Origin of the sequence: Rhizobium sp. AP16, assembly GCF_000281735.1 — a bacterium.
Classification (GTDB): Bacteria; Pseudomonadota; Alphaproteobacteria; order Rhizobiales; family Rhizobiaceae; genus Rhizobium; species Rhizobium rhizogenes.
Window position 1 is genome coordinate 1 of the sequence record NZ_AJVM01000090.1, and the last position, 18,769, is coordinate 18,769.

Below are 18,769 nucleotides of genomic sequence, written 5' to 3' on the forward strand. Positions count from 1 at the left end.
GGCGGGCTTTGCCCGCCGCTCACCACCCATTCCCCCACACCATAATCACTCGACAAGGAACAGGATCATGAGCAAGCAAGTTATCGTCATCACCGGCGCATCGAGCGGCTTCGGCGCCTTGACCGCCCGCGCTCTCGCCAAAGCCGGCCACACCGTCTATGCCGGTATGCGCCAAACCGAAGGCCGCAACGCGTCGCAAGTCGCCGAAGCCGTCGCCTTTGCCAAGGAAAATGGCGTCGACCTGAAAGTTGTCGAACTCGATGTCGCCTCGGACGCTTCCGTCGACGCTGGTATTGCCAAGGTCATCGCGCAGGAAGGCCGTATCGACACGATCATCCACAATGCCGGCCACATGTCCTTCGGCCCGGCCGAGGCCTTCACGCCGGAACAGTTCGCCGAGCTCTACGATATCAATGTGCTCAGCACCCAGCGCGTCAACCGTGCAGCACTTCCGCATCTGCGCCAGCAGGGCAAAGGCCTTGTCGTCTGGGTGTCTTCGTCCAGCACCCGCGGCGGCACGCCACCCTACCTCTCGCCCTATTTTGCCGCCAAGGCCGCCATGGATTCGCTCGCCGTCTCCTACGCATCCGAGCTGACACGCTGGGGCATTGAGACCGCCATCATTGTGCCCGGCGCCTTCACCAGGGGTACCAACCATTTCGCTCATTCGGGCTCGCCCGCTGACAAGGCTCGCGCTGCCGAATATGACGATGGTCCCTATGCCGGCGTTCCAGACCAGGCCTTGAAGGGGCTGGCCTCGCTCGAGCCTGCCGACGCGGATGCTGCTTCTGTTGCCGTCGCTATTGTTGATGTCGTCAACATGCCTTTCGGCACACGTCCCTTCCGCATCCATATCGATCCGTCCGAGGATGGCGCGGAAATCGTCAATGGTGTCGCCGATCGCGTCCGCGCTGAACTCTTTCGTCGAATCGGCCTGGAGGATCTGCTGAAGCCGCATGTAAAGGGCTGAGGCTTCGCCGATACTCTTCCAGCGTGTCAAATCGCCGCTTCTGTGCCACAGGAGCGGCGATCACTTCCGTCCGTCGGGACTATTTTGTGTTGCTTGGCATTCCAAGCCTATAAGTTTCGTATTAAAGCGAATCCTTTAGAGGGTCGGGAGATATCCATGGACGCGAAGGACATTGGCGAAATCGCCAGCTGGCTCATGCAGGCCGGCCTCAAGGGCATGGGAGAAGCCGATATCCTGACGGGCTTCTGCGAGGCCTGCCGCCAGCATGGTCTCAATCTCGATCGCGCCATGGCGCTGATGGACACCCTGCATCCGGTCTACGAAGGCCGTGCCTTCCGCTGGGATGGCAGCCAGGCGATCGAGCGCGAGTTCGAATATGGCCCGTCGCATCAGGGGATCGCCGCCGAGAACTGGCAGCGCACCTCCTTCCATCACATGTTGACGACAGACACGGATGAGGTGCGCCGACGGATCGGTTTTGGCGATCCAATCGATTTCTACGGTCTCGATACGCTGCATGCCGATGGTCACACCGACTACATCGCCATGGTGCACCGCTTTGAAGAGGGCGGCACGATTGGCGAGATGGATTGTTTCTATTCCAACTTCGCCACCGCCGCCGCCATGGGTTTCTGCGACGAGGACCTGCGCGTGCTGCGCAAGCTGACGCCGGCGCTCGCCTTGGCGATCAAATGCACCGGCACCAGCCGCATCGCCCGCACCATTGCCGAGGTCTATCTGGGTGAGGATGCCGCCCGGCATGTGCTCGAGGGCAAGATCACGCGCGGCAAGGCCGAGCGCATCTCGGCGGCGCTGTGGTTTTCCGACCTTGCCAACTACACCCGCATCTCGGACACGGCCGAGCCGGATGAAATCATCCCGATGCTGAATGCCTATGCCGATGCGGTGATTTCCTCGATCCACGAAGCTGGCGGCAATGTGCTGAAGTTGATCGGTGACGGTACACTGGCGATCTTCAAGGCCAGGGACGCCGCTGATGCCTGCGCGGCTGCGTTGATGGCGGAATCGCTGCTGCGCCAGCGGTTGCGTGACCTCAATTCTCAGCGGCAGATCGAGGGCAGACCGGTGACGGAAGTCTATCTCGGCCTGCATATCGGCGATGTCTTCTACGGCAATATCGGCAGCATGGATCGCCTGGACTTCACCGTCATCGGCCCTGCCGTCAACGAGGTCAGCCGCATCGCTTCCATGTGCCGTTCGGCTGACCGCAATATCCTGATGTCGTCGAATTTCGTCGAGACCCTGGCGGCGGATCAGAGCAACGATCTGGTCTCGGTCGGCCGTTATGCGCTGCGCGGCGTTAACCGGCCGCAGGAACTGTTCACGCTGCTGTCATCGGCTGCGTGAGGGGGCGTGACGGCTTTCAGCGCTGTTCTGCGGCAAACATCGGCACGTCTTTGTGCGATGGAAAACCGTAGCCGTTGATCATCACCAGGTCGATCTCGTTGGCGCGGGCGGCGATGCCTTCCGCGAGAAGAGCATTGCCTTTATCGGCTGCGGCGCTGATGTGTTCCCGGTATCAGGATCATAGGTTTCGGGCGTCGAGTATCGATTGCGTTTACGGTCGAAGTCGACACCGTACGCATTTTGCGTGTGCTTTATGGTGGGCAAATTTTCCTGAAGACTGATCGCTGTAGTCGCCCCATAAAGATCGGAGAAGATCAGCTTGGGATGCTGTGAGTGGCTTGCCTTACGCGCTCCGAGATCTCTTTGATCGTTTTCTCGTCGCCGGTGATGGAAAGTCCAGCGTAAGTTTCTGCCTCAATGGTTATTTCTTGCCCAGCCAGTTGCAGCAGAACTGTCTCGATTTCTTGCGAGCCAGCGACTGCCCAGTTCCGACTTGTGATGGACGCTCCGAGTTGACGCACAACGTCCATGACGGTGTCTCGAAGTTTCTGATCGTATTCCTGACCCAGAATCACTGTCTTTGTCATCGAGTTGGCCCAGCTAGTACGACTTCGTCCTTCAGATCGCATGCTTTCTGATATTGTGCAGCACCTTATGCAGCGTCGCGATGAAGGCACGGTATTCGGCCTCTTCCACGCCGTCGAACATCTGCAGGAACAGATCGTATAGGGTCGGCCAGACCTTTTCAAAGGCGGCGCGGCCGTCTTCAGTGATGGAGACGTCGCGCACGCGCATGTCCTCGGCGCGGGGTTGGCGGCGGATGAAGCCCTGTTGCTCGAGCGAGTCCAGGGTTCGGCTCATGGTCGATTGCTCGGTAACGGCGAAGACGGAGAGCTCGTTGATGGTGACCGAGGAGGAGACACTGAGGATGGCGAGCGCGCGCATCTTCGTGGTCGTCATGTCGTATTCGCGCAGCTCCTCCGACATGTTGTTGTTCCAGCGGGCTATCAGCCGGTTCATCAGATAGGGAGCGAAGTGGTTGAGCCCAATTTCGCCCATGGTCGGGCGTTTCTCGGAGCCATTATGGTTATGCCGCAAAACGGCGCCTGAAAACCGTTCCTCCATGAACGATATCTCCTCGTGGGATCTTGCTATTTCAGTGATGACGCGAGCAAGAATCTGAGTCTCCGCCAAGACCCGGACCCGTCGCAGGCACCTTTGAGCATAGAGCTGCTACATGGGGGCGGTGGTTAACAGAGGAGGTGAAGGGGCGCCAGAGGAAAAGCCGGCCTAGCCTGCCGTCGTCATTGCCGCTCGGGATGTTCATGCTGGGGAAATGCTGGCGAAGTGACGGCCTCCGGGCTTAACCGCTAAACCTTTGACATTTCAAATATTGCTCCGCAGACCCTTCCTATATGAGATAGCAACATCGCGATCAGAGCTGAAATCATGGCAGAATCCGAGAGCGGAACCGTCGATCTGGAAGTCATCGTCCAGGGAGCCCAGGAGGGCAACAAGAAGGAGCTGCGGCTCTGGTTGCGGATGCTATCGACCACAAAGCTGATATCCCAGGAAATCCGCCGCCGTCTGCGCAATGAGTTCGGCGCAACGCTACCGCAGTTCGACCTGATGGCGCAGCTTTATCGCGAGCACGACGGTTTGCGGCTCGGTGAGCTTTCCAAGCGCACGATGGTCACCAACGGCAATGTAACGGGTCTGGTGGAGCGGCTGGAAACCGACTGTCTGGTGTTGCGCGTGACGCCGGACGGCGACCGTCGCCAAGCTGACGAAGAAGGGCGACGAGATTTTCACCACCATGGCAGCGGCCCATGAGGGCTGGCTGCGCGAACTGATGGCCGATGTCGAGCCCACCATCATCGCCGGGCTCTGGAAGGATATCGGCGAGGTAAAATCGTCGGTCAACAATCGCCTTTCGGGCGCCGCCTTCGATTGATTGCCGGCCCTATCGCGCCTGTTCTCTCTTGAATCTCTTTTCGAACACCATCAAGGCGTCGGCCAGGATTGAGGCGGGGAGGCATTGCGGTGGCGGAGTTGTTCGGGCGCCGCCACCGCTCACACGCGGCTTATCTTTGCCGCGCCATGACCTCGGTATGAACCTTTTCGAAGCGGGCGATCTCTTCGAGCTTACCGTAGTGTACCAGAGAAAAGCGGATTGCGCTTGTTTCCATTGAAAGGCTGAGACGCTTTATCAGGCGCGGGGTGAACATATGGCCGTCGCGCAGCCCGATGCCGGCCTCGCCCATCTCGGCGGAATGCTCTCCTGGATGGTCATTCGCGATGACACCGGTTCCAGGGCCATGTGCACGCTCGTTTCCCTCACGCTTGGGCGATTCCAGTCATGCCGGATATCGTAAAGCGAAGGGCAGTCGTGTCAAACCTCTTCGGTTTCCCAAGCCGCCTGATCGGCGCCGGGCTCCTCTTCACCCTTGGCGACCTTTGTCTGGCGAAGGCCGATGCCGACACCGATAAGGGCAAGTGCGCCGCCGATGGCGTGATAGGCATGTAGCTGTTCGCCGAGGACGGCCCAGGCAAGGGCCGCGACGACGATCGGCAGGAGATTGATGAGCAGGGAAGTTCGCGCTGCGCCCAGCTTCTGGATGCCGATCATCCAGCAAAGAGGCGCCACCAGCGATGTTGGAATGGCCGCATAGAGGATCAGCGGCAGGTTGGCTGACGTGATGGGCGAGATATCGCCCATCAGGAAGACCGGGATCAGCAGGATGGTCGAAAAGCCGATCTGCCAGAAAAGCTGCTGCCACATGGGAAGCGGCATCGCCCAGCGCTTCAGCATCACACCATAGAGCGAGTTTGAGAGTACGGCGACGATCATCAAGCCGTCACCGATATGGAAGCCGCCGCTCAGCAGGGTTGCGGGATCGCCGTGCGAGGTGAGGTAGATCAGGCCGATCAGGGAGATGACCCCACCGGCAAGTGTGGTCGCCGTCAGTCTTTCACCGGTCAACACTCCGGCCAGCAATGTCGACAGCAGCGGCATCAGTGCCACGATCACACCCATATTGACCGCCGAGGTGGTCTTGGCCGCCTCATAGGCAAGGCTCTGGTAGATCACCATGCCGAGCGCCCCGAGGGTGGCGATCTTCAGCCAGTATTGGCTGAGAAGCGCGCGATTCCGCCACGCGGCCGGGCCGACGAAGGGCAGCAGGATGAGAAAGGCCAGCAGCCAGCGATAAAAGGAGATCGAGCCGGGCGAAATGACGCCGGCGGCGGCCTTAGTGACGACGGTGTTGCCGGACCAGATGAGGACGGTGAGCAGGGGTGCCAGCGCCGCGCTCGTCATGATGGCGGCGGTGTCGTTGGCGGAAGGGGTCGGGTTGGTGCTCATGGCGTCCTCCTGTCGGATGGTCGGCCGGGTCGGGGTTGTGTTGATGTTGCTTTTACTGGCTGTCCGATATCTGGTATATAGCGAGTTTCAGACACAGGTAGCGGATTGCGGACATGTCGGAGCAGGGGATGGCGGCGCGCGAACCACGCATTGAGGGGGATCCGCCGCGTCCGGTTTCCTTCCGCACGGAGCATTACAAGGGCGGCACGGTCTTCCCGGCCAAAAGCCAGCCATGGGGCGAACTCAACTATGCCCTTGCGGGCGTCGCCGAGTTCGTCATCGAAGGCGTGCGCTATCTGTCTCCACCCCATTACGCCATCTGGCTGCCGCCCGACACGATGCATGGCGCATGGAACCAGCATGACCTGCATTATGTCACAGTCTATGTCGAGCGCGCACTCTGCGCCGACCTGCCGGCCGAGCCTTCGACGCTCAGCATCAGCCCATTGTTGAAGGCGATCCTGGCGGACTTCGCCGCCCGCGATATTTCGCTTCCCGAAACGGAGGATGATTTGCGGCTGGCGCAAGTCCTGGTCGATCAAATCCGGCTTGCCCCGCGCAGAGAAAGCTATCTGCCGCTGTCCGACGACCCGTTGCTGGAGCCTGTGCTCAGGGCGTTGCAGGCCAATCCCGGCGATCGCCATTCGCTGGCGGAATGGGCGCGCCGCATGGGAACGACCGAGCGAACGCTGTCCCGCCGCTGCAACGATGACCTTGGTCTTTCTTTCAACGAGTGGCGTCAGCGGCTGAAGCTGGTCAAGGCGCTGGCGCTGATCGAGGCCGGCGAACCGGTGCGGCGGATCGCGACGCAGCTCGGCTATGGCAGCGCCTCTGCCTTCATCGCCATGTTTCGCCGGCTGACGGGGACGAGCCCGACGCGGCTGGGGTGAAGCCCTCACGGATCGATCAGCAGCACCTCGAGTTTGCGCAACTGTTCGGGATCGGCCATCGCATCAATGCCGATGATCCTGCCATCATCGGCCATTGTGATGCGAAGCGCGATGCGCAACTGCCCGCCGAGGATGACGACGGCGCCGACGGCACCATTGATGACGGCAAGCCGGGCGCCCTGGGCGCGGCCGCGGAAGGTTTCGGCAACGGCGGAGTTGCCGCGGATTTCGGCAAGCGCGCCCATCCGCGTCGCGACCGCATCGGCGCGGAAGATGACGTCGGGATCGAGAGCCATGAGAAGGGCAGTCATGTCGCCGTTGCGCGATGCCGTGAAGAAGGCATCGACCAGATGGCGCTGACGGCTGAGGTCTGCCTCCGCGGCAACCGGTACTCCCTCCACCCGCCGGCGGGCGCGGCTGGCGAGCTGGCGCGTGGCGATGGTACTGCGCCCGACGATCGGGGCGATGTCATCGAAGGCCATGTCGAACATATCGTGCAGCACGAAGGCCAGCCGTTCAGCCGGCGTCAGCTTTTCCAGCACCACCAGCAGCGCGAGGCCGACTGAGTCGGCGAGCAACGCATCCTGCTCCGGATCCGTGCCGTTTCCTGCCTCATGGCTGACGACCGGTTCGGGGACGCGGATGGTCAGCGGCTCCTCGCGCCGAGATTTGCGGCTGCGCAGCCAGTCGAGGCAGATGCGGGCGGTAACCGTCGTCAGCCAGCCGCCGAGATTGTCGATCTCTGACGTGTCGGCGCGGTTGAGCCGCAGCCATGCCTCTTGCACTGCATCCTCCGCCTCCGTCCGTGAGCCCAGCATGCGATAGGCAACGGCGCGTAAATGCGGCCGGTTGGCCTCGAATTTTTCCGCCTGCCACTTTTTTTCGTCCATCGGTCACATTCCCTCATCCTGTTCCGTCATGCCCGTGACGAACGAGGTCCGGCTGGTGTGACAATGGATCGGCACGGGAGCGACATCGTCAAGACCAAAACATCCAAGGAGAGAATGATGCAAGCTCGTATGAAGAACCCCGCTGTTATCCTGCCGGAAACCCTGCAGGCACTGCTAGCGCTCAGCGCCTCGCTGAGGGATCGCGGCCTGTCCGAAAACACAATGGACCTCGTGCATCTGCGCGTCAGCCAGATCAACGGCTGCAGCGTCTGCACCGACATGGGGTTCCGCAAGCTGCAGAAGGACGGGGAAACGATCGAGCGTATCGTCGGCGTTTCCGCCTGGCGCGAGATGCCCTATTTCACCGAGGCTGAACGGGCGGCCCTTGCGCTTGGCGAAGCGACAACCCGGCTTGCCGACCGGCCGGAGGCCGTGAGCGACGAAATCTGGAACGAGGCCGCCCGGCACTACGACGAGACCGCACTGTCCGCGCTGATTGTCTCTATCGCGGTCGACAACGTCTGGAACAGGCTGAACGCGACAGTTCGGCAGCAGGCAGGAGCATCCTGGAGCTGACCCGGATCGTGTCGAGAACCAACCGTCTCCCGATAGGGAGGCGGTTGGTTCACATGTCAGGCTTCGCTTACTTTCGACGTCACCAGCAGCTTTGCCAGCCAGTCGACGAAAACGCGCACCTTGTTGCTCAGGTGTCGGTTCGGGGGATAGACGATGTGCAGCGGTATGGGGCTGCGGGTCCAGCCGGGGAGGACCGGGATGAGGTCGCCCCTGGCGAGCTCGTCGCGAATCATGAACGCAGGGGCCTGGGCGATGCCGAGGCCGGCCATCGCGGCGTTGACGTAGCTGCGGCTGTCGTTGACCGAGAGGATGTAGCGCGGGCTGATTTCCAGCGATTCATTGCCGCGCTGAAATTCGAACGGGATGACCCGCCCGGTTTGCGCGCGAAAATAGCTGACGGCATAGTGCGTGCTCTCCAGTTCGTCCGGTCGTTCGGGCAGGCCGAATTTCTCGATATAGAGGGGAGCGGCACAGGTGATGAGAGATATCTCGCCCACCCGCCGGGCAATCAGCGACTGGTCGCTCGGCATGCCGGCGCGCAGCGCGCAGTCGACATTCTCCGCGAGATAATCCACGAGCCGGTCGCCGACCCCGAGATCGATATGGATGTCCGGGTAGCGTTGGTAGAAATCGCAAAGCGCCGGCATGATGATCTTTTCGGCGAAGGCGCCGGCCATTTCGACACGCAGGCGGCCGCTCGGCAGGCTCTGCGAATTGCTGATGCTGCCGTCGAGTTCATCGATCTCGGAGAGGATCTGGATAGCACGTTCGTAATAGAGCGCGCCGTCGGTCGTTACCATGACGCGCCGGGTCGTGCGGTTCAGAAGCTTGGCGTGCAGATGCGCCTCGAGCGACTGGATGAGCGTGGTCACCGTCGCCTTCGGCATGGAGAGGGTTGCGGCGGCGCGGGTGAAATTGCCCGTTTCCACCACGCGTGCAAATGCCCGCATTGCTGATAGCTGGTCCATTTCAGGGTGCCCTTCGACCACAGAGAAAGCGGTCGATTGTTTGTTATTCGTGAATAGTCTAGTCGAATATAGGCCACTTATTCTCAGAACGGAATAACAATATGTTGTCTTCATGATTGTTGCAATGCGGCACGGGGCGCTAGAAGCCGCATTATCCTGAACATGGTCGCCAAGCCTGTGAAATGGCTTTAGGAAAGGGGCATGTTCGACAGAATAGACAAGGATATGGGTTCATGAGCGCGCCGTGGAAAGATGTTGTGCTGGAAAACGTGCCTACGGGACCGGTCGCAGCGCGGATCTATAACGGCGAGGGTCTCAAGAAGGCAGCACCCATCGTGCTTTATCTGCATGGTGGCGCCTTTCTCGATACCGAGCATGCAACCGTCCGGCCCGTCGCCGCCAGTCTTGCGGAGGCCGGTGTGATTGTGGTTGCCGCCGACTATACCAGCGGCAATCAGAATGCCTTCCCGCAGGTGCTGGAATGCGCCTACGGGATTTTCGCCTACCTCAGCAACAAGCGAAACATGCTTGAGCTGGGCGGAGCGAAAAAGTCGCTGCTGTTTGTGGCCGGTGAGGAATCGGGTGGCAATGTCGCAGCGGGTGTTGCTTTAAAGGCGCGCGATCAGATGCCCGGTTCGCTGGACGGACAGGTGTTGATATCGCCGCTTCTTGATCCCTTCATGGGATCGAAATCTTTCCTCCAGGCGGAGGAAAGCGGCATGCGCGAGCGCTGGACGGAAGGCTGGAATCGCTACCTGGGTTTCCTAGGTGGTGTCTGTCATCCCTATGCGGCGCCTCGATACTGTTCGCGGCTTTCGGGCCTCGCGCCGGCATTGGTGCTCACGGCCGAGGACGACCCGCTCCGCGACGAGAGCATGGAATATGGCCGCCGCCTCAAGGAGGCAGGCGTCCGTGTTCGCCAGCACGTCCTCCCCGCCGGGACAGGCTGGCCCACCCTCTACGGCGGGCAGTCGAAGGACAAGCCGTCGTGGCAGCAGGATGTCTGCTGTTCCTTCAAGGGTTTTGTCGAAGACGTGCAGGCTTGATCGATCAGAGCATGCCACTTTCGAGTGGAGCCGCCATAAGCGGATAGAATGCTCTGGGCGCAGAAATGAGAGCGACCGCGGGCGTTCGTTTGAACCTGCGATGCCTGGAGCCTGACGATAGCGAGTCGATAGGAATTTTCGGTCCCGTGTCCCAAGCCGGGACCACAAGGAGAGACTAACATGACGTCCAACGGTAAGCGCTGGGCCCTGTGGGGCGCCGGCATGGGTGTTGCTGCGACTGTTGCAGGGGCTACCTTCTATCTGGATCTGCCGCGCGGCGCGCAAGCGACGGAGAAAGCGGCGGCAATGCCGGCGATCCCAGTCACCGTCGCGGCCGTGCAGGCGCGCGATATCACCGCCTGGCAGGAATTTTCCGGCCGGCTCGAAGCCATCGACCGGGTAGAGGTCCGCCCCCGTGTGGCCGGCGCCATCCAGTCGGTGCAGTTCCGTGAAGGCGCTCTGGTCAAGCAGGGGGACCTGCTGGTGACGATCGATCCGGCGCCTTTCCAGGCGGCCGTCGCCCAGGCGCAGGCACAAGTCGGCGCGGCAAAGGCCAAGCTCGATCTCGCCAAGGTCGAAGTCGACCGCGGCCAGAAGCTCTTCGACAACAAGACGATCTCGCAGAGCGACATGGATACGCGCTCCAGCAACTATGCGGAAGCGGAAGCCAATCTGAAGGCTGCCCAGGCATCGCTCCAGACGGCGCAGTTGAACCTTGATTATACCGAGGTTCACGCTCCGATCGCCGGCCGTGTCGGCAAGATCGCTATTACGGTCGGCAACCTTGTCGCCGGCGGTTCGGCTTCGCCGGCGCTGACGACGCTGGTCTCGGTCAATCCGATCTATGCCAGCTTCAATGCGAGCGAACAGACCGTCACTCAGGCGCTGGCTGAGCTTCCGGTCACCGATGGCGCAGCACCCCCGGTCGAGCAGATACCCGTGCAAATCGGCACCACCAGTGACAACGGCACGCCGATCAACGGCAAGCTGCAACTGATCGACAATGAAGTCGATGCGGCAAGCGGCACCGTTACCGTGCGCGCCGTCTTCGATAATCCGGGCGGACGTCTCATCCCCGGCCAGTTCGTGCGCGTCCGTATGGGTCAGCCGAAGGCCGAGAGCAAGCTGGTGATCAGCGAGCGGGCGATCGGCACCGACCAGGACAAGAAGTTCGTCTTCGTGGTCGATGGCGACAACAAGGTGGTCTATCGCCAGATCAGCCTTGGCGACACTGCCGATGGCCAGCGCATCGTCGAATCCGGCCTCAACGCCGGCGATCGTGTCATCGTCAACGGCCTGCAGCGGGTTCGCCCGGGCGCCGTGGTCGATCCGAAGCTGGAAGAAAAAGTCGCGGCCGCTCAGTAATCGACATTGCCGGGAGGCAACTCTCCCGGCGGTCGTCCCAATGCTCTGATTTTGGAATGCTCGTGGCGCATATCGCGGACGGGCCTGGACTCCGTGTCCTCTTACATTCACCCCTGGAGAGGGTTCTGCCATGAACATCTCAAGATTTTTCGTCGACCGTCCGGTGTTTGCCGGAGTGCTATCGGTCCTCATCGTGGTCGCCGGCCTGATCGGTCTTCGGCTGCTGCCGATTTCCGAGTATCCGGAAGTCGTGCCGCCCTCGATCGTCGTCACCGCGCAATATCCCGGCGCCAACCCCAAGGTTATCGCCGAAACCGTGGCGACGCCGATCGAAGAGCAGATCAACGGCGTCGAAGGCATGCTCTATATGAACAGCCAGGCCACATCCGATGGTCTGATGACGCTGACGGTCACCTTCAAACTCGGCACCGATCCGGACAAGGCGCAGCAGCTGGTGCAGAACCGCGTTTCGCAGGCCGAGCCGCGCCTGCCGCAGAACGTGCGCGATCTCGGCATCACCACGGTCAAGAGTTCGCCTGACCTGATGATGGTGGTCAACCTCATCTCGCCGGACAACCGCTACGACATCACCTATCTGCGCAATTACGCGACCTTGAACATCAAGGACCGGCTCGCCCGCATCGAGGGTGTCGGCCAGGTTCGCGTGTTCGGATCGGGCGATTATTCCATGCGCGTCTGGGTCGATCCGCAGAAATCCGCGGAACGCGGCCTTGCCGCAAGCGACATCGCAAATGCCATTCGTGCACAGAATATCCAGGCTGCCGCTGGCATCATCGGCCAATCACCAAGCGTTCCCGGCATTGATGTGCAGCTCAACGTCAACGCGCAAGGCCGCCTGACGACGCCGGAGGAGTTCGGCAATATCATCGTCAAGAGCGGCAGCAACGGTGAGATCACGCGCCTGCGCGATGTCGCGCGTATCGAGCTCGGTGCCGCCGACTATTCGTTGCGTTCACTGCTCGACGGCAAGCCGGCCGTGGCTGTTCCGGTCTTCCAGGCTCCAGGCTCCAACGCCATCACCATCTCGGACGATGTCGTCAAGACAATGAACGAGTTGCAGGCGGCGATGCCCGACGGCGTGAAGTACGAGATCGTCTACGACACCACGCAGTTCGTGCGCTCGTCGATCGACAAGGTTGTGCATACGCTGCTGGAAGCGATCGCGCTGGTCGTCATCGTCGTCATCCTGTTCCTGCAGACATGGCGTGCCTCTATCATCCCGCTGATCGCCGTTCCTGTCTCAATCATCGGCACTTTTGCCGTGATGTATGTCTTCGGCTTCTCGATCAATGCGCTAAGCCTCTTCGGCCTAGTGTTGGCAATCGGTATCGTCGTGGACGATGCCATCGTGGTCGTCGAAAACGTCGAGCGTAATATCGAAAACGGCCTCAGTCCGCGCGATGCGACCTATCGCGCCATGAAGGAAGTGTCCGGCCCGATCATCGCGATCGCGCTGGTGCTGGTCGCCGTCTTCGTGCCGCTCGCCTTCATCTCCGGCCTGTCGGGCGAATTCTATCGTCAGTTCGCCTTGACGATCGCGATTTCGACGGTCATTTCCGCCTTCAACTCGTTGACGCTGTCTCCGGCTCTGGCGGCCCTTCTCCTGAAGGACCATCATGCGCCGAAGGATATGCTGACGCGGGTGATGGACGCGGTGTTTGGCTGGTTCTTCCGCGGCTTCAACAAGGTGTTCAACCGCGGCTCCCATGCTTACGGCAAGGGCGTCGGCGGCATCCTGTCGCTGAAGAGCCTGGTCATGGTGGTCTATCTTGCGCTGATCGGCGCGACCTACTTCCTGTTCCAGACCGTACCAGGCGGTTTCGTGCCGCAGCAGGACAAGCAATACCTGATCGGCTTCGCGCAGCTACCTGATGGCGCGACCCTCGACCGCACGGATGACGTCATCCAGCGGATGAGCAAGATCGCCCTGGAGCAGCCGGGCGTCGAACATGCCATCGCTTTCCCTGGCCTGTCGATCAACGGCTTCACCAACTCTTCCAACGCCGGCATCGTCTTCGTGACCCTGAAGGCTTTCGAGGAGCGCACGACGCCGGACCTTTCGGGCGGCGCCATCGCCATGCAGCTGAACCAGAAGTTCGGGGCGATCCAGGATGCCTTCATCGCCATGTTCCCGCCACCGCCCGTCCAGGGTCTCGGCACGACCGGCGGCTTCAAGCTGCAGATCGAGGACCGTGCCGGTCTTGGTTACCAGGCGCTCGACGAGGCCAACAAGGCGTTCATTGCCAAGGCCTATCAGACGCCGGAACTAGCCGGCATTTTCTCGAGCTACCAGATCAACGTGCCGCAGCTCTTCGCAGATCTCGATCGCGCCAAGGCTGAGCAGCTGGGGGTCTCGGTGACCGACGTCTTTGACACGCTGCAGATCTATCTGGGTTCGCTCTATGTCAACGACTTCAATGCCTTCGGCCGTACCTACAGCGTGCGTGTGCAGGCGGACGCCAAGTTCCGCTCGCATGCAAGCGATATCGGCCAGTTGAAGGTCCGGTCGGCATCGGGCCAGATGATCCCGCTATCGGCGCTCCTGAAGGTCGAGGCCAGCACCGGTCCGGAACGGACGACGCGCTACAACGGCTTCCTCGCCGCCGATATTAACGGTGGCCCGGCTCCGGGCTTCTCGTCCGGGCAGGCCCAGGCCGCCATCGAGCGCATCGCCAACGAAACCCTGCCGAAGGGCATCGGTTACGAATGGACCGATCTGACCTATCAGCAGATCCTGGCCGGCAGTTCAGGCATCCTGATCTTCCCCTTGGCCCTGCTGCTCGTCTACCTCGTGCTGGCCGCCCAGTATGAGAGCGTCACCCTGCCGCTTGCGATCGTCATGATCGTGCCGATGGGCGTGCTCGCTGCCCTGACGGGTGTCTGGCTAACGGGGGGCGACAACAACATCTTCACGCAGATCGGCTTGATGGTGTTGGTGGGCTTGTCGGCGAAGAACGCGATCCTGATCGTGGAATTCGCCCGCGAGCTGGAATTCGAGGGCCGCACGCCGGTCCAGGCCGCCATCGAGTCCAGCCGCCTGCGTCTGCGCCCGATCCTGATGACTTCCATGGCCTTCATCATGGGCGTCGTGCCACTGGTCACCTCGACCGGTGCCGGTGCGGAGATGCGCGCTGCCATGGGTGTCGCGGTGTTCGCCGGCATGATCGGCGTGACCTTCTTCGGCATCTTCATGACGCCGGTGTTCTACGTGCTGATTCGCAGAATGGCGGGCAACCGTCCGCTGAAGCAGCATCACAGCAACGACAATAACCATTCGGCGGAGGTTCTCCCTATCGCCGCCGAATAGGACTGCCGTATCGGGTAGCACCCCCAGTGCCCGATATGACATGGGCGGGGCCGCAAGGTCCCGCCCTTTTCTGTGCTTGCGCCACTTCGATATTTTCCATTTCGGCCAATCTGTTTTTCGAAGATTTTGCCGCTCGTCTGCCAATTTCGTTTGCATGCGGACGCCATGGGTTTATCAAGCACATAGTCATATTGACTGACGTACATCGGGCCGGAGGAGCTGTCCTGATGAGCGTCATTGCGAGGGAGAACGCATGCATATCGCCATGATCGGAGCAGCCGGTATGATCGGCCGAAAACTGACGGCGCGGCTCGTGGCCGATGGCGGCCTCGGTGGCCGTGAGATCACGCGGCTGACGCTGGTCGATGTGATCGAGCCGCCGCAACCGGAAGGGTTCAAAGGCAAGGTCAAGGCGCGCGCCAGGGATCTGTCTGCGCCCGGTGCCGCCGAGAAGATCGTGGCCCGCCGGCCGGATGTGATCTTCCATCTTGCCGCCATCGTTTCGGGCGAGGCGGAGCTGGATTTCGACAAGGGATACCGCATCAATCTCGACGGCACGCGACAGCTTTTCGAAGCGATCCGGGCTGCCAATAGCGAGGATGGATATAGGCCTCGCGTCGTTTTCACCTCGTCCTGCGCCGTCTTCGGCTCACCTTTCCCGACGCCCATTCCGGACGATTTCCATCTGGCGCCGCTCACCAGCTACGGTACGCAGAAGGCGATGAGCGAGCTGCTGCTGGCCGACTATACGCGACGCGGATTTCTCGATGGCATCGGCATTCGCCTGCCGACCATCTGCATCCGTCCAGGCAAGCCGAACCGTGCCGCTTCTGGCTTCTTCTCCGGCATATTGCGCGAGCCGCTCGTCGGCATGGAGGCCATGTTGCCGGTGCCGGAAGAGGTGCGGCATTGGCATGCCTCGCCGCGTTCGGCGGTCGGCTTCCTCATTCACGGTGCGACGGTCGATCTGACGCCGCTTGGCGCGGATCGCAGCCTCTCCATGCCCGGCGTCAGCGCCACGGTCGGCGAGCAGATCGACGCGCTCCGCCGCATCGCCGGCGACAAGGCGGTGAAGCTCATCCGCCGCGAGCCCGACGAGCTGGTGATGCGGATCGTCTCCGGTTGGGCACAGGGCTTTACCGCCAAGCGCGCGAAGAAACTCGGCTTCGTGGCCGAAAAATCCTTTGATGAAATCATTCGTGTTCATATCGAAGACGAATTGGGAGGACAGCTACCATGACCGGTCGGAAGATCGCTTTCCTCGGGACTGGATTGATGGGGGCTCCGATGGCGCGGCGTCTGCTTGGCGCCGGCTTTGCCGTCACCGTCTGGAACCGCGACCGGAACAAGGCGGATGCACTGGCGGCCGACGGAGCGACCGTTGCCGCGACGGCGGCGGATGCGGCCAAGGGCGCATCGGTGCTTTTCACCATGCTGACCAATGGCGGCGCGGTGAGCGAGGTCCTGTTTGGGAGCGGGGTGACGGACGCGCTGGCGCCTGGCGCCGTCGTCATCGACAATAGTTCGATCGCACCGCCGATCGCCCGCGAACATGCGGCGAAACTCGCCGAGCGCGGTTTTCGCCATATCGATGCACCTGTCTCGGGCGGCGTGGTCGGGGCGGCGGCAGGCACGCTGGCGATCATGGCCGGCGGCGACGCCGATGTCATCGATAGCGTCCGCGATGTGCTCGCCCCGCTCGGCCGCGTCACCCATGTCGGACCGAGCGGCACCGGCCAGCTCGCCAAGCTCGGCAACCAGCAGATTGTCGCCGTCACCATCGGCGCGATCGCCGAGGCCATGCTGCTGGTGGAGGCCGGCGGCGGTTCGCGCGAGGCTTTTCGCGCTGCCATTCGCGGCGGCTTTGCCGAAAGCCGGATTCTCGAGCTGCACGGCCAGCGCATGATCGACCGCAATTTCGAACCTGGGGGCACCTCCCGCAATCAACTGAAGGATCTCGATGCGGTTCTGGCCGCTGCTCGAAGCCTGTCGCTTCATTTGCCGCTGACCGAAACCGTCAGGACGGAATTCGCCGAATTCGTCGAAAATGGTGGCGCGGAGAGCGATCACAGCGGCCTGTTGCTGCATCTGGAAGACAAGAATGGCCGAGGAAAGGCTTGAGAAAGACATGAGCGACAACAGCCCATCCAAACGTCGTCTGCGTTCGCAGGACTGGTTCGATAATCCCGATCATATCGACATGACCGCGCTCTATCTCGAGCGCTTCATGAATTACGGCATCACGCCGGAGGAGCTGCGCTCCGGCAAGCCGATCATCGGCATTGCCCAGAGCGGCAGCGACCTGACGCCCTGCAACCGTCACCACATCGATCTTGCCAAGCGCGTCCGCGACGGTATTCGCGATGCCGGCGGCATTCCGATCGAGTTCCCGACCCATCCGATCTTCGAGAATTGCAAGCGCCCGACCGCGGCGCTCGACCGCAATCTCGCCTATCTCGGCCTCGTCGAAGTGCTCTACGGCTATCCGCTCGACGGCGTCGTGCTGACGACCGGCTGCGACAAGACCACGCCGTCGGCGCTGATGGCGGCGTCCACCGTCAATATTCCGGCAATCGTGCTCTCCGGCGGTCCGATGCTGGACGGCTGGCACGACAGCGAACTGGCCGGATCCGGCACGGTGATCTGGCGTTCGCGCCGCAAGCTCGCGGCTGGCGAGATCGACGAAGAGGAATTCATGGAGGCGTCGCTCGCCTCGGCGCCCTCGATCGGTCATTGCAACACCATGGGCACGGCCTCGACCATGAATGCCATGGCGGAAGCGCTCGGCATGTCGCTCACCGGCTGCGCTGCCATCCCCGGCGCCTATCGGGAGCGCGGGCAGATGTCCTATCGCACCGGACGGCGGGCTGTCGAACTGGTGCTTGAGAATATCAAGCCGTCCGACGTGCTGACCCGGCAGGCATTCCTCAATGCCATCCGCGTCAATTCGGCGATCGGCGGCTCGACCAATGCGCAGCCGCATCTGGCGGCCATGGCCAAACATGCCGGCGTCGAGCTTCATCCCGAGGACTGGCAAGTGCATGGCTTCGACATTCCGCTGCTCGCCAACGTGCAGCCGGCGGGCGCCTATCTCGGCGAGCGCTTCCACCGTGCCGGCGGCGTACCGGCCATCATGTGGGAGCTGCTGCAGGTCGGCAAGCTCGACGGCGACTGTCCGACGGTGACCGGCAAGACCGTGGCGGAGAACCTGAAGGGGCGCGAGGCGACGGACCGTGAAGTCATCCTTCCCTTCGCCGCGCCGCTGAAGGAGCGGGCGGGCTTCCTGGTGCTGAAGGGCAATCTCTTTGATTTCGCCATCATGAAAATGAGCGTCGTGTCGGAGGATTTTCGCAGCCGCTATCTGCAGGAACCGGGACGCGAGGGCGTGTTCGAGGGCAGGGCGGTGGTTTTCGACGGCTCGGAAGATTACCACAAGCGCATCAACGATGCGGACCTCGGCATCGACGAGAATACCATTCTCGTTATCCGTGGCGCAGGACCGATCGGCTGGCCGGGGTCGGCCGAAGTCGTCAACATGCAGCCGCCGGATGCGCTGCTGAAGCGCGGCATCCGCAGCCTGCCGACGATTGGAGATGGCCGTCAGTCAGGCACCGCCGACAGTCCGTCGATCCTCAATGCCTCGCCGGAAAGTGCGGCAGGCGGCGGGCTTGCCTGGTTGAGAACCGGCGATACCATCCGGATCGACTTCAATCATGGCCGCTGCGACATGCTGGTGGAGGAGGCCGAGATCGAAAGGCGCAAGGGTGACGGCATTCCCGCCGTCCCGCCGGACGCGACGCCCTGGCAGCGCATCTACCGCCGCTCGGTCACGCAGCTTTCCGACGGTGCGGTGCTCGATGGCGCTGCGGATTTCCGCGATCTTGCGGCCAATCCGCCACGTCACAATCATTAACCAAAAAACCATCGCAATGATGGTTGCGGGCAAAAGTCCGCAACCAGGCGGACGTTATTAAATAACGCGAAAGGGAGTGCTGCCAGGATAT

At 61.8% G+C, this 18,769-nt stretch carries 16 protein-coding genes and 1 pseudogene; 11 read left to right on the plus strand and 6 right to left on the minus strand.

Annotated elements, in window-relative coordinates:
• Positions 1-67: 67 nt before the first annotated feature.
• Both PMI03_RS30025 and PMI03_RS30030 read left to right on the plus strand, forming a co-directional pair.
• Positions 68-970 (plus strand): SDR family oxidoreductase, encoded by a 903-nt coding sequence (locus PMI03_RS30025; RefSeq protein WP_007703377.1) that lies wholly within the window; start codon positions 68-70, stop codon positions 968-970.
• 156 nt (positions 971-1,126) lie between these two features.
• Entirely contained in the window at positions 1,127-2,338 is a 1,212-nt protein-coding gene (locus PMI03_RS30030) for an adenylate/guanylate cyclase domain-containing protein (RefSeq protein WP_007703388.1), read from the plus strand.
• A 314-nt stretch (positions 2,339-2,652) separates the two neighbouring features.
• Here the strand turns inward: PMI03_RS30030 and PMI03_RS30035 are convergent, their stop codons facing one another.
• Both PMI03_RS30035 and PMI03_RS30040 read right to left on the minus strand, forming a co-directional pair.
• Complete coding sequence (locus tag PMI03_RS30035) at positions 2,653-2,925, minus strand: hypothetical protein (RefSeq protein ID WP_039974935.1); 273 nt, start codon at positions 2,923-2,925, stop codon at positions 2,653-2,655.
• A gap of 31 nt (positions 2,926-2,956) precedes the next feature.
• Complete coding sequence (locus PMI03_RS30040) at positions 2,957-3,463, minus strand: MarR family winged helix-turn-helix transcriptional regulator (protein WP_007703391.1); 507 nt, start codon at positions 3,461-3,463, stop codon at positions 2,957-2,959.
• 324 nt (positions 3,464-3,787) lie between these two features.
• Between PMI03_RS30040 and PMI03_RS30045 the strand changes: the two are divergent.
• Positions 3,788-4,292 (plus strand): annotated as a pseudogene (locus PMI03_RS30045) (MarR family winged helix-turn-helix transcriptional regulator).
• Between the two features lie 130 nt (positions 4,293-4,422).
• On the opposite strand, the gene PMI03_RS30050 reads toward PMI03_RS30045, so the two are convergent.
• Both PMI03_RS30050 and PMI03_RS30055 read right to left on the minus strand, forming a co-directional pair.
• Positions 4,423-4,602, minus strand: coding sequence for a hypothetical protein (locus PMI03_RS30050; protein ID WP_007703407.1), 180 nt, complete (start codon positions 4,600-4,602; stop codon positions 4,423-4,425).
• Positions 4,603-4,730: 128 nt separating this feature from the next.
• On the minus strand, positions 4,731-5,702 hold the full coding sequence (locus PMI03_RS30055; protein ID WP_007703410.1) for a DMT family transporter: 972 nt from the start codon (positions 5,700-5,702) through the stop codon (positions 4,731-4,733).
• Between the two features lie 113 nt (positions 5,703-5,815).
• Here PMI03_RS30055 and PMI03_RS30060 point away from each other — a divergent pair, with 113 nt between their 5' ends.
• Positions 5,816-6,592 carry a helix-turn-helix domain-containing protein gene (locus PMI03_RS30060; protein ID WP_039974939.1) on the plus strand — a complete coding sequence of 259 codons (777 nt, stop codon included), beginning with the start codon at positions 5,816-5,818 and terminating at the stop codon, positions 6,590-6,592.
• Positions 6,593-6,597: 5 nt separating this feature from the next.
• Here the strand turns inward: PMI03_RS30060 and PMI03_RS30065 are convergent, their stop codons facing one another.
• A complete protein-coding gene (locus PMI03_RS30065) occupies positions 6,598-7,482 on the minus strand; it encodes a sigma-70 family RNA polymerase sigma factor (RefSeq protein WP_007703416.1) in 885 nt (294 codons plus the stop codon).
• A 117-nt stretch (positions 7,483-7,599) separates the two neighbouring features.
• Between PMI03_RS30065 and PMI03_RS30070 the strand changes: the two genes are divergently transcribed.
• Positions 7,600-8,058: a carboxymuconolactone decarboxylase family protein gene (locus PMI03_RS30070; protein WP_007703418.1), complete on the plus strand. Its 459-nt coding sequence runs from the start codon at positions 7,600-7,602 to the stop codon at positions 8,056-8,058.
• A 56-nt stretch (positions 8,059-8,114) separates the two neighbouring features.
• Here PMI03_RS30070 and PMI03_RS30075 read toward each other — a convergent pair whose 3' ends face one another.
• Positions 8,115-9,026: a LysR family transcriptional regulator gene (locus PMI03_RS30075; RefSeq protein WP_007703428.1), complete on the minus strand. Its 912-nt coding sequence runs from the start codon at positions 9,024-9,026 to the stop codon at positions 8,115-8,117.
• A 233-nt stretch (positions 9,027-9,259) separates the two neighbouring features.
• Between PMI03_RS30075 and PMI03_RS30080 the strand changes: the two genes are divergently transcribed.
• The 6 genes from PMI03_RS30080 (at position 9,260) to PMI03_RS30105 (ending at position 18,678) form a co-directional block, all read left to right on the plus strand.
• On the plus strand, positions 9,260-10,072 hold the full coding sequence (locus tag PMI03_RS30080; protein WP_007703431.1) for an alpha/beta hydrolase fold domain-containing protein: 813 nt from the start codon (positions 9,260-9,262) through the stop codon (positions 10,070-10,072).
• Positions 10,073-10,252: 180 nt separating this feature from the next.
• Positions 10,253-11,437 (plus strand): efflux RND transporter periplasmic adaptor subunit, encoded by a 1,185-nt coding sequence (locus PMI03_RS30085; protein ID WP_007703433.1) that lies wholly within the window; start codon positions 10,253-10,255, stop codon positions 11,435-11,437.
• A gap of 130 nt (positions 11,438-11,567) precedes the next feature.
• Positions 11,568-14,765 carry an efflux RND transporter permease subunit gene (locus tag PMI03_RS30090; RefSeq protein WP_007703434.1) on the plus strand — a complete coding sequence of 1,066 codons (3,198 nt, stop codon included), beginning with the start codon at positions 11,568-11,570 and terminating at the stop codon, positions 14,763-14,765.
• Positions 14,766-15,018: 253 nt separating this feature from the next.
• Positions 15,019-16,005: a D-erythronate dehydrogenase gene (denD, locus tag PMI03_RS30095; RefSeq protein WP_007703435.1), complete on the plus strand. Its 987-nt coding sequence runs from the start codon at positions 15,019-15,021 to the stop codon at positions 16,003-16,005.
• Positions 16,002-16,886 (plus strand): NAD(P)-dependent oxidoreductase, encoded by an 885-nt coding sequence (locus PMI03_RS30100; RefSeq protein ID WP_007703436.1) that lies wholly within the window; start codon positions 16,002-16,004, stop codon positions 16,884-16,886. Before denD ends, PMI03_RS30100 begins: the two co-directional genes overlap by 4 nt.
• A gap of 7 nt (positions 16,887-16,893) precedes the next feature.
• Positions 16,894-18,678 (plus strand): IlvD/Edd family dehydratase, encoded by a 1,785-nt coding sequence (locus tag PMI03_RS30105; protein ID WP_039974946.1) that lies wholly within the window; start codon positions 16,894-16,896, stop codon positions 18,676-18,678.
• Positions 18,679-18,769 lie beyond the last annotated feature (91 nt).

Coding starts and splice junctions, on each gene's coding strand:
- PMI03_RS30025 (WP_007703377.1), top strand. CDS start 68: ATGAGCAAGCAAGTTATCGTCATCACCGGCGCATCGAGCGGCTTCGGC.
- PMI03_RS30030 (WP_007703388.1), top strand. CDS start 1,127: ATGGACGCGAAGGACATTGGCGAAATCGCCAGCTGGCTCATGCAGGCC.
- PMI03_RS30035 (WP_039974935.1), bottom strand. CDS start 2,925: ATGACAAAGACAGTGATTCTGGGTCAGGAATACGATCAGAAACTTCGA.
- PMI03_RS30040 (WP_007703391.1), bottom strand. CDS start 3,463: ATGGAGGAACGGTTTTCAGGCGCCGTTTTGCGGCATAACCATAATGGC.
- PMI03_RS30050 (WP_007703407.1), bottom strand. CDS start 4,602: ATGGGCGAGGCCGGCATCGGGCTGCGCGACGGCCATATGTTCACCCCG.
- PMI03_RS30055 (WP_007703410.1), bottom strand. CDS start 5,702: ATGAGCACCAACCCGACCCCTTCCGCCAACGACACCGCCGCCATCATG.
- PMI03_RS30060 (WP_039974939.1), top strand. CDS start 5,816: ATGTCGGAGCAGGGGATGGCGGCGCGCGAACCACGCATTGAGGGGGAT.
- PMI03_RS30065 (WP_007703416.1), bottom strand. CDS start 7,482: ATGGACGAAAAAAAGTGGCAGGCGGAAAAATTCGAGGCCAACCGGCCG.
- PMI03_RS30070 (WP_007703418.1), top strand. CDS start 7,600: ATGCAAGCTCGTATGAAGAACCCCGCTGTTATCCTGCCGGAAACCCTG.
- PMI03_RS30075 (WP_007703428.1), bottom strand. CDS start 9,026: ATGGACCAGCTATCAGCAATGCGGGCATTTGCACGCGTGGTGGAAACG.
- PMI03_RS30080 (WP_007703431.1), top strand. CDS start 9,260: ATGAGCGCGCCGTGGAAAGATGTTGTGCTGGAAAACGTGCCTACGGGA.
- PMI03_RS30085 (WP_007703433.1), top strand. CDS start 10,253: ATGACGTCCAACGGTAAGCGCTGGGCCCTGTGGGGCGCCGGCATGGGT.
- PMI03_RS30090 (WP_007703434.1), top strand. CDS start 11,568: ATGAACATCTCAAGATTTTTCGTCGACCGTCCGGTGTTTGCCGGAGTG.
- denD (WP_007703435.1), top strand. CDS start 15,019: ATGCATATCGCCATGATCGGAGCAGCCGGTATGATCGGCCGAAAACTG.
- PMI03_RS30100 (WP_007703436.1), top strand. CDS start 16,002: ATGACCGGTCGGAAGATCGCTTTCCTCGGGACTGGATTGATGGGGGCT.
- PMI03_RS30105 (WP_039974946.1), top strand. CDS start 16,894: ATGAGCGACAACAGCCCATCCAAACGTCGTCTGCGTTCGCAGGACTGG.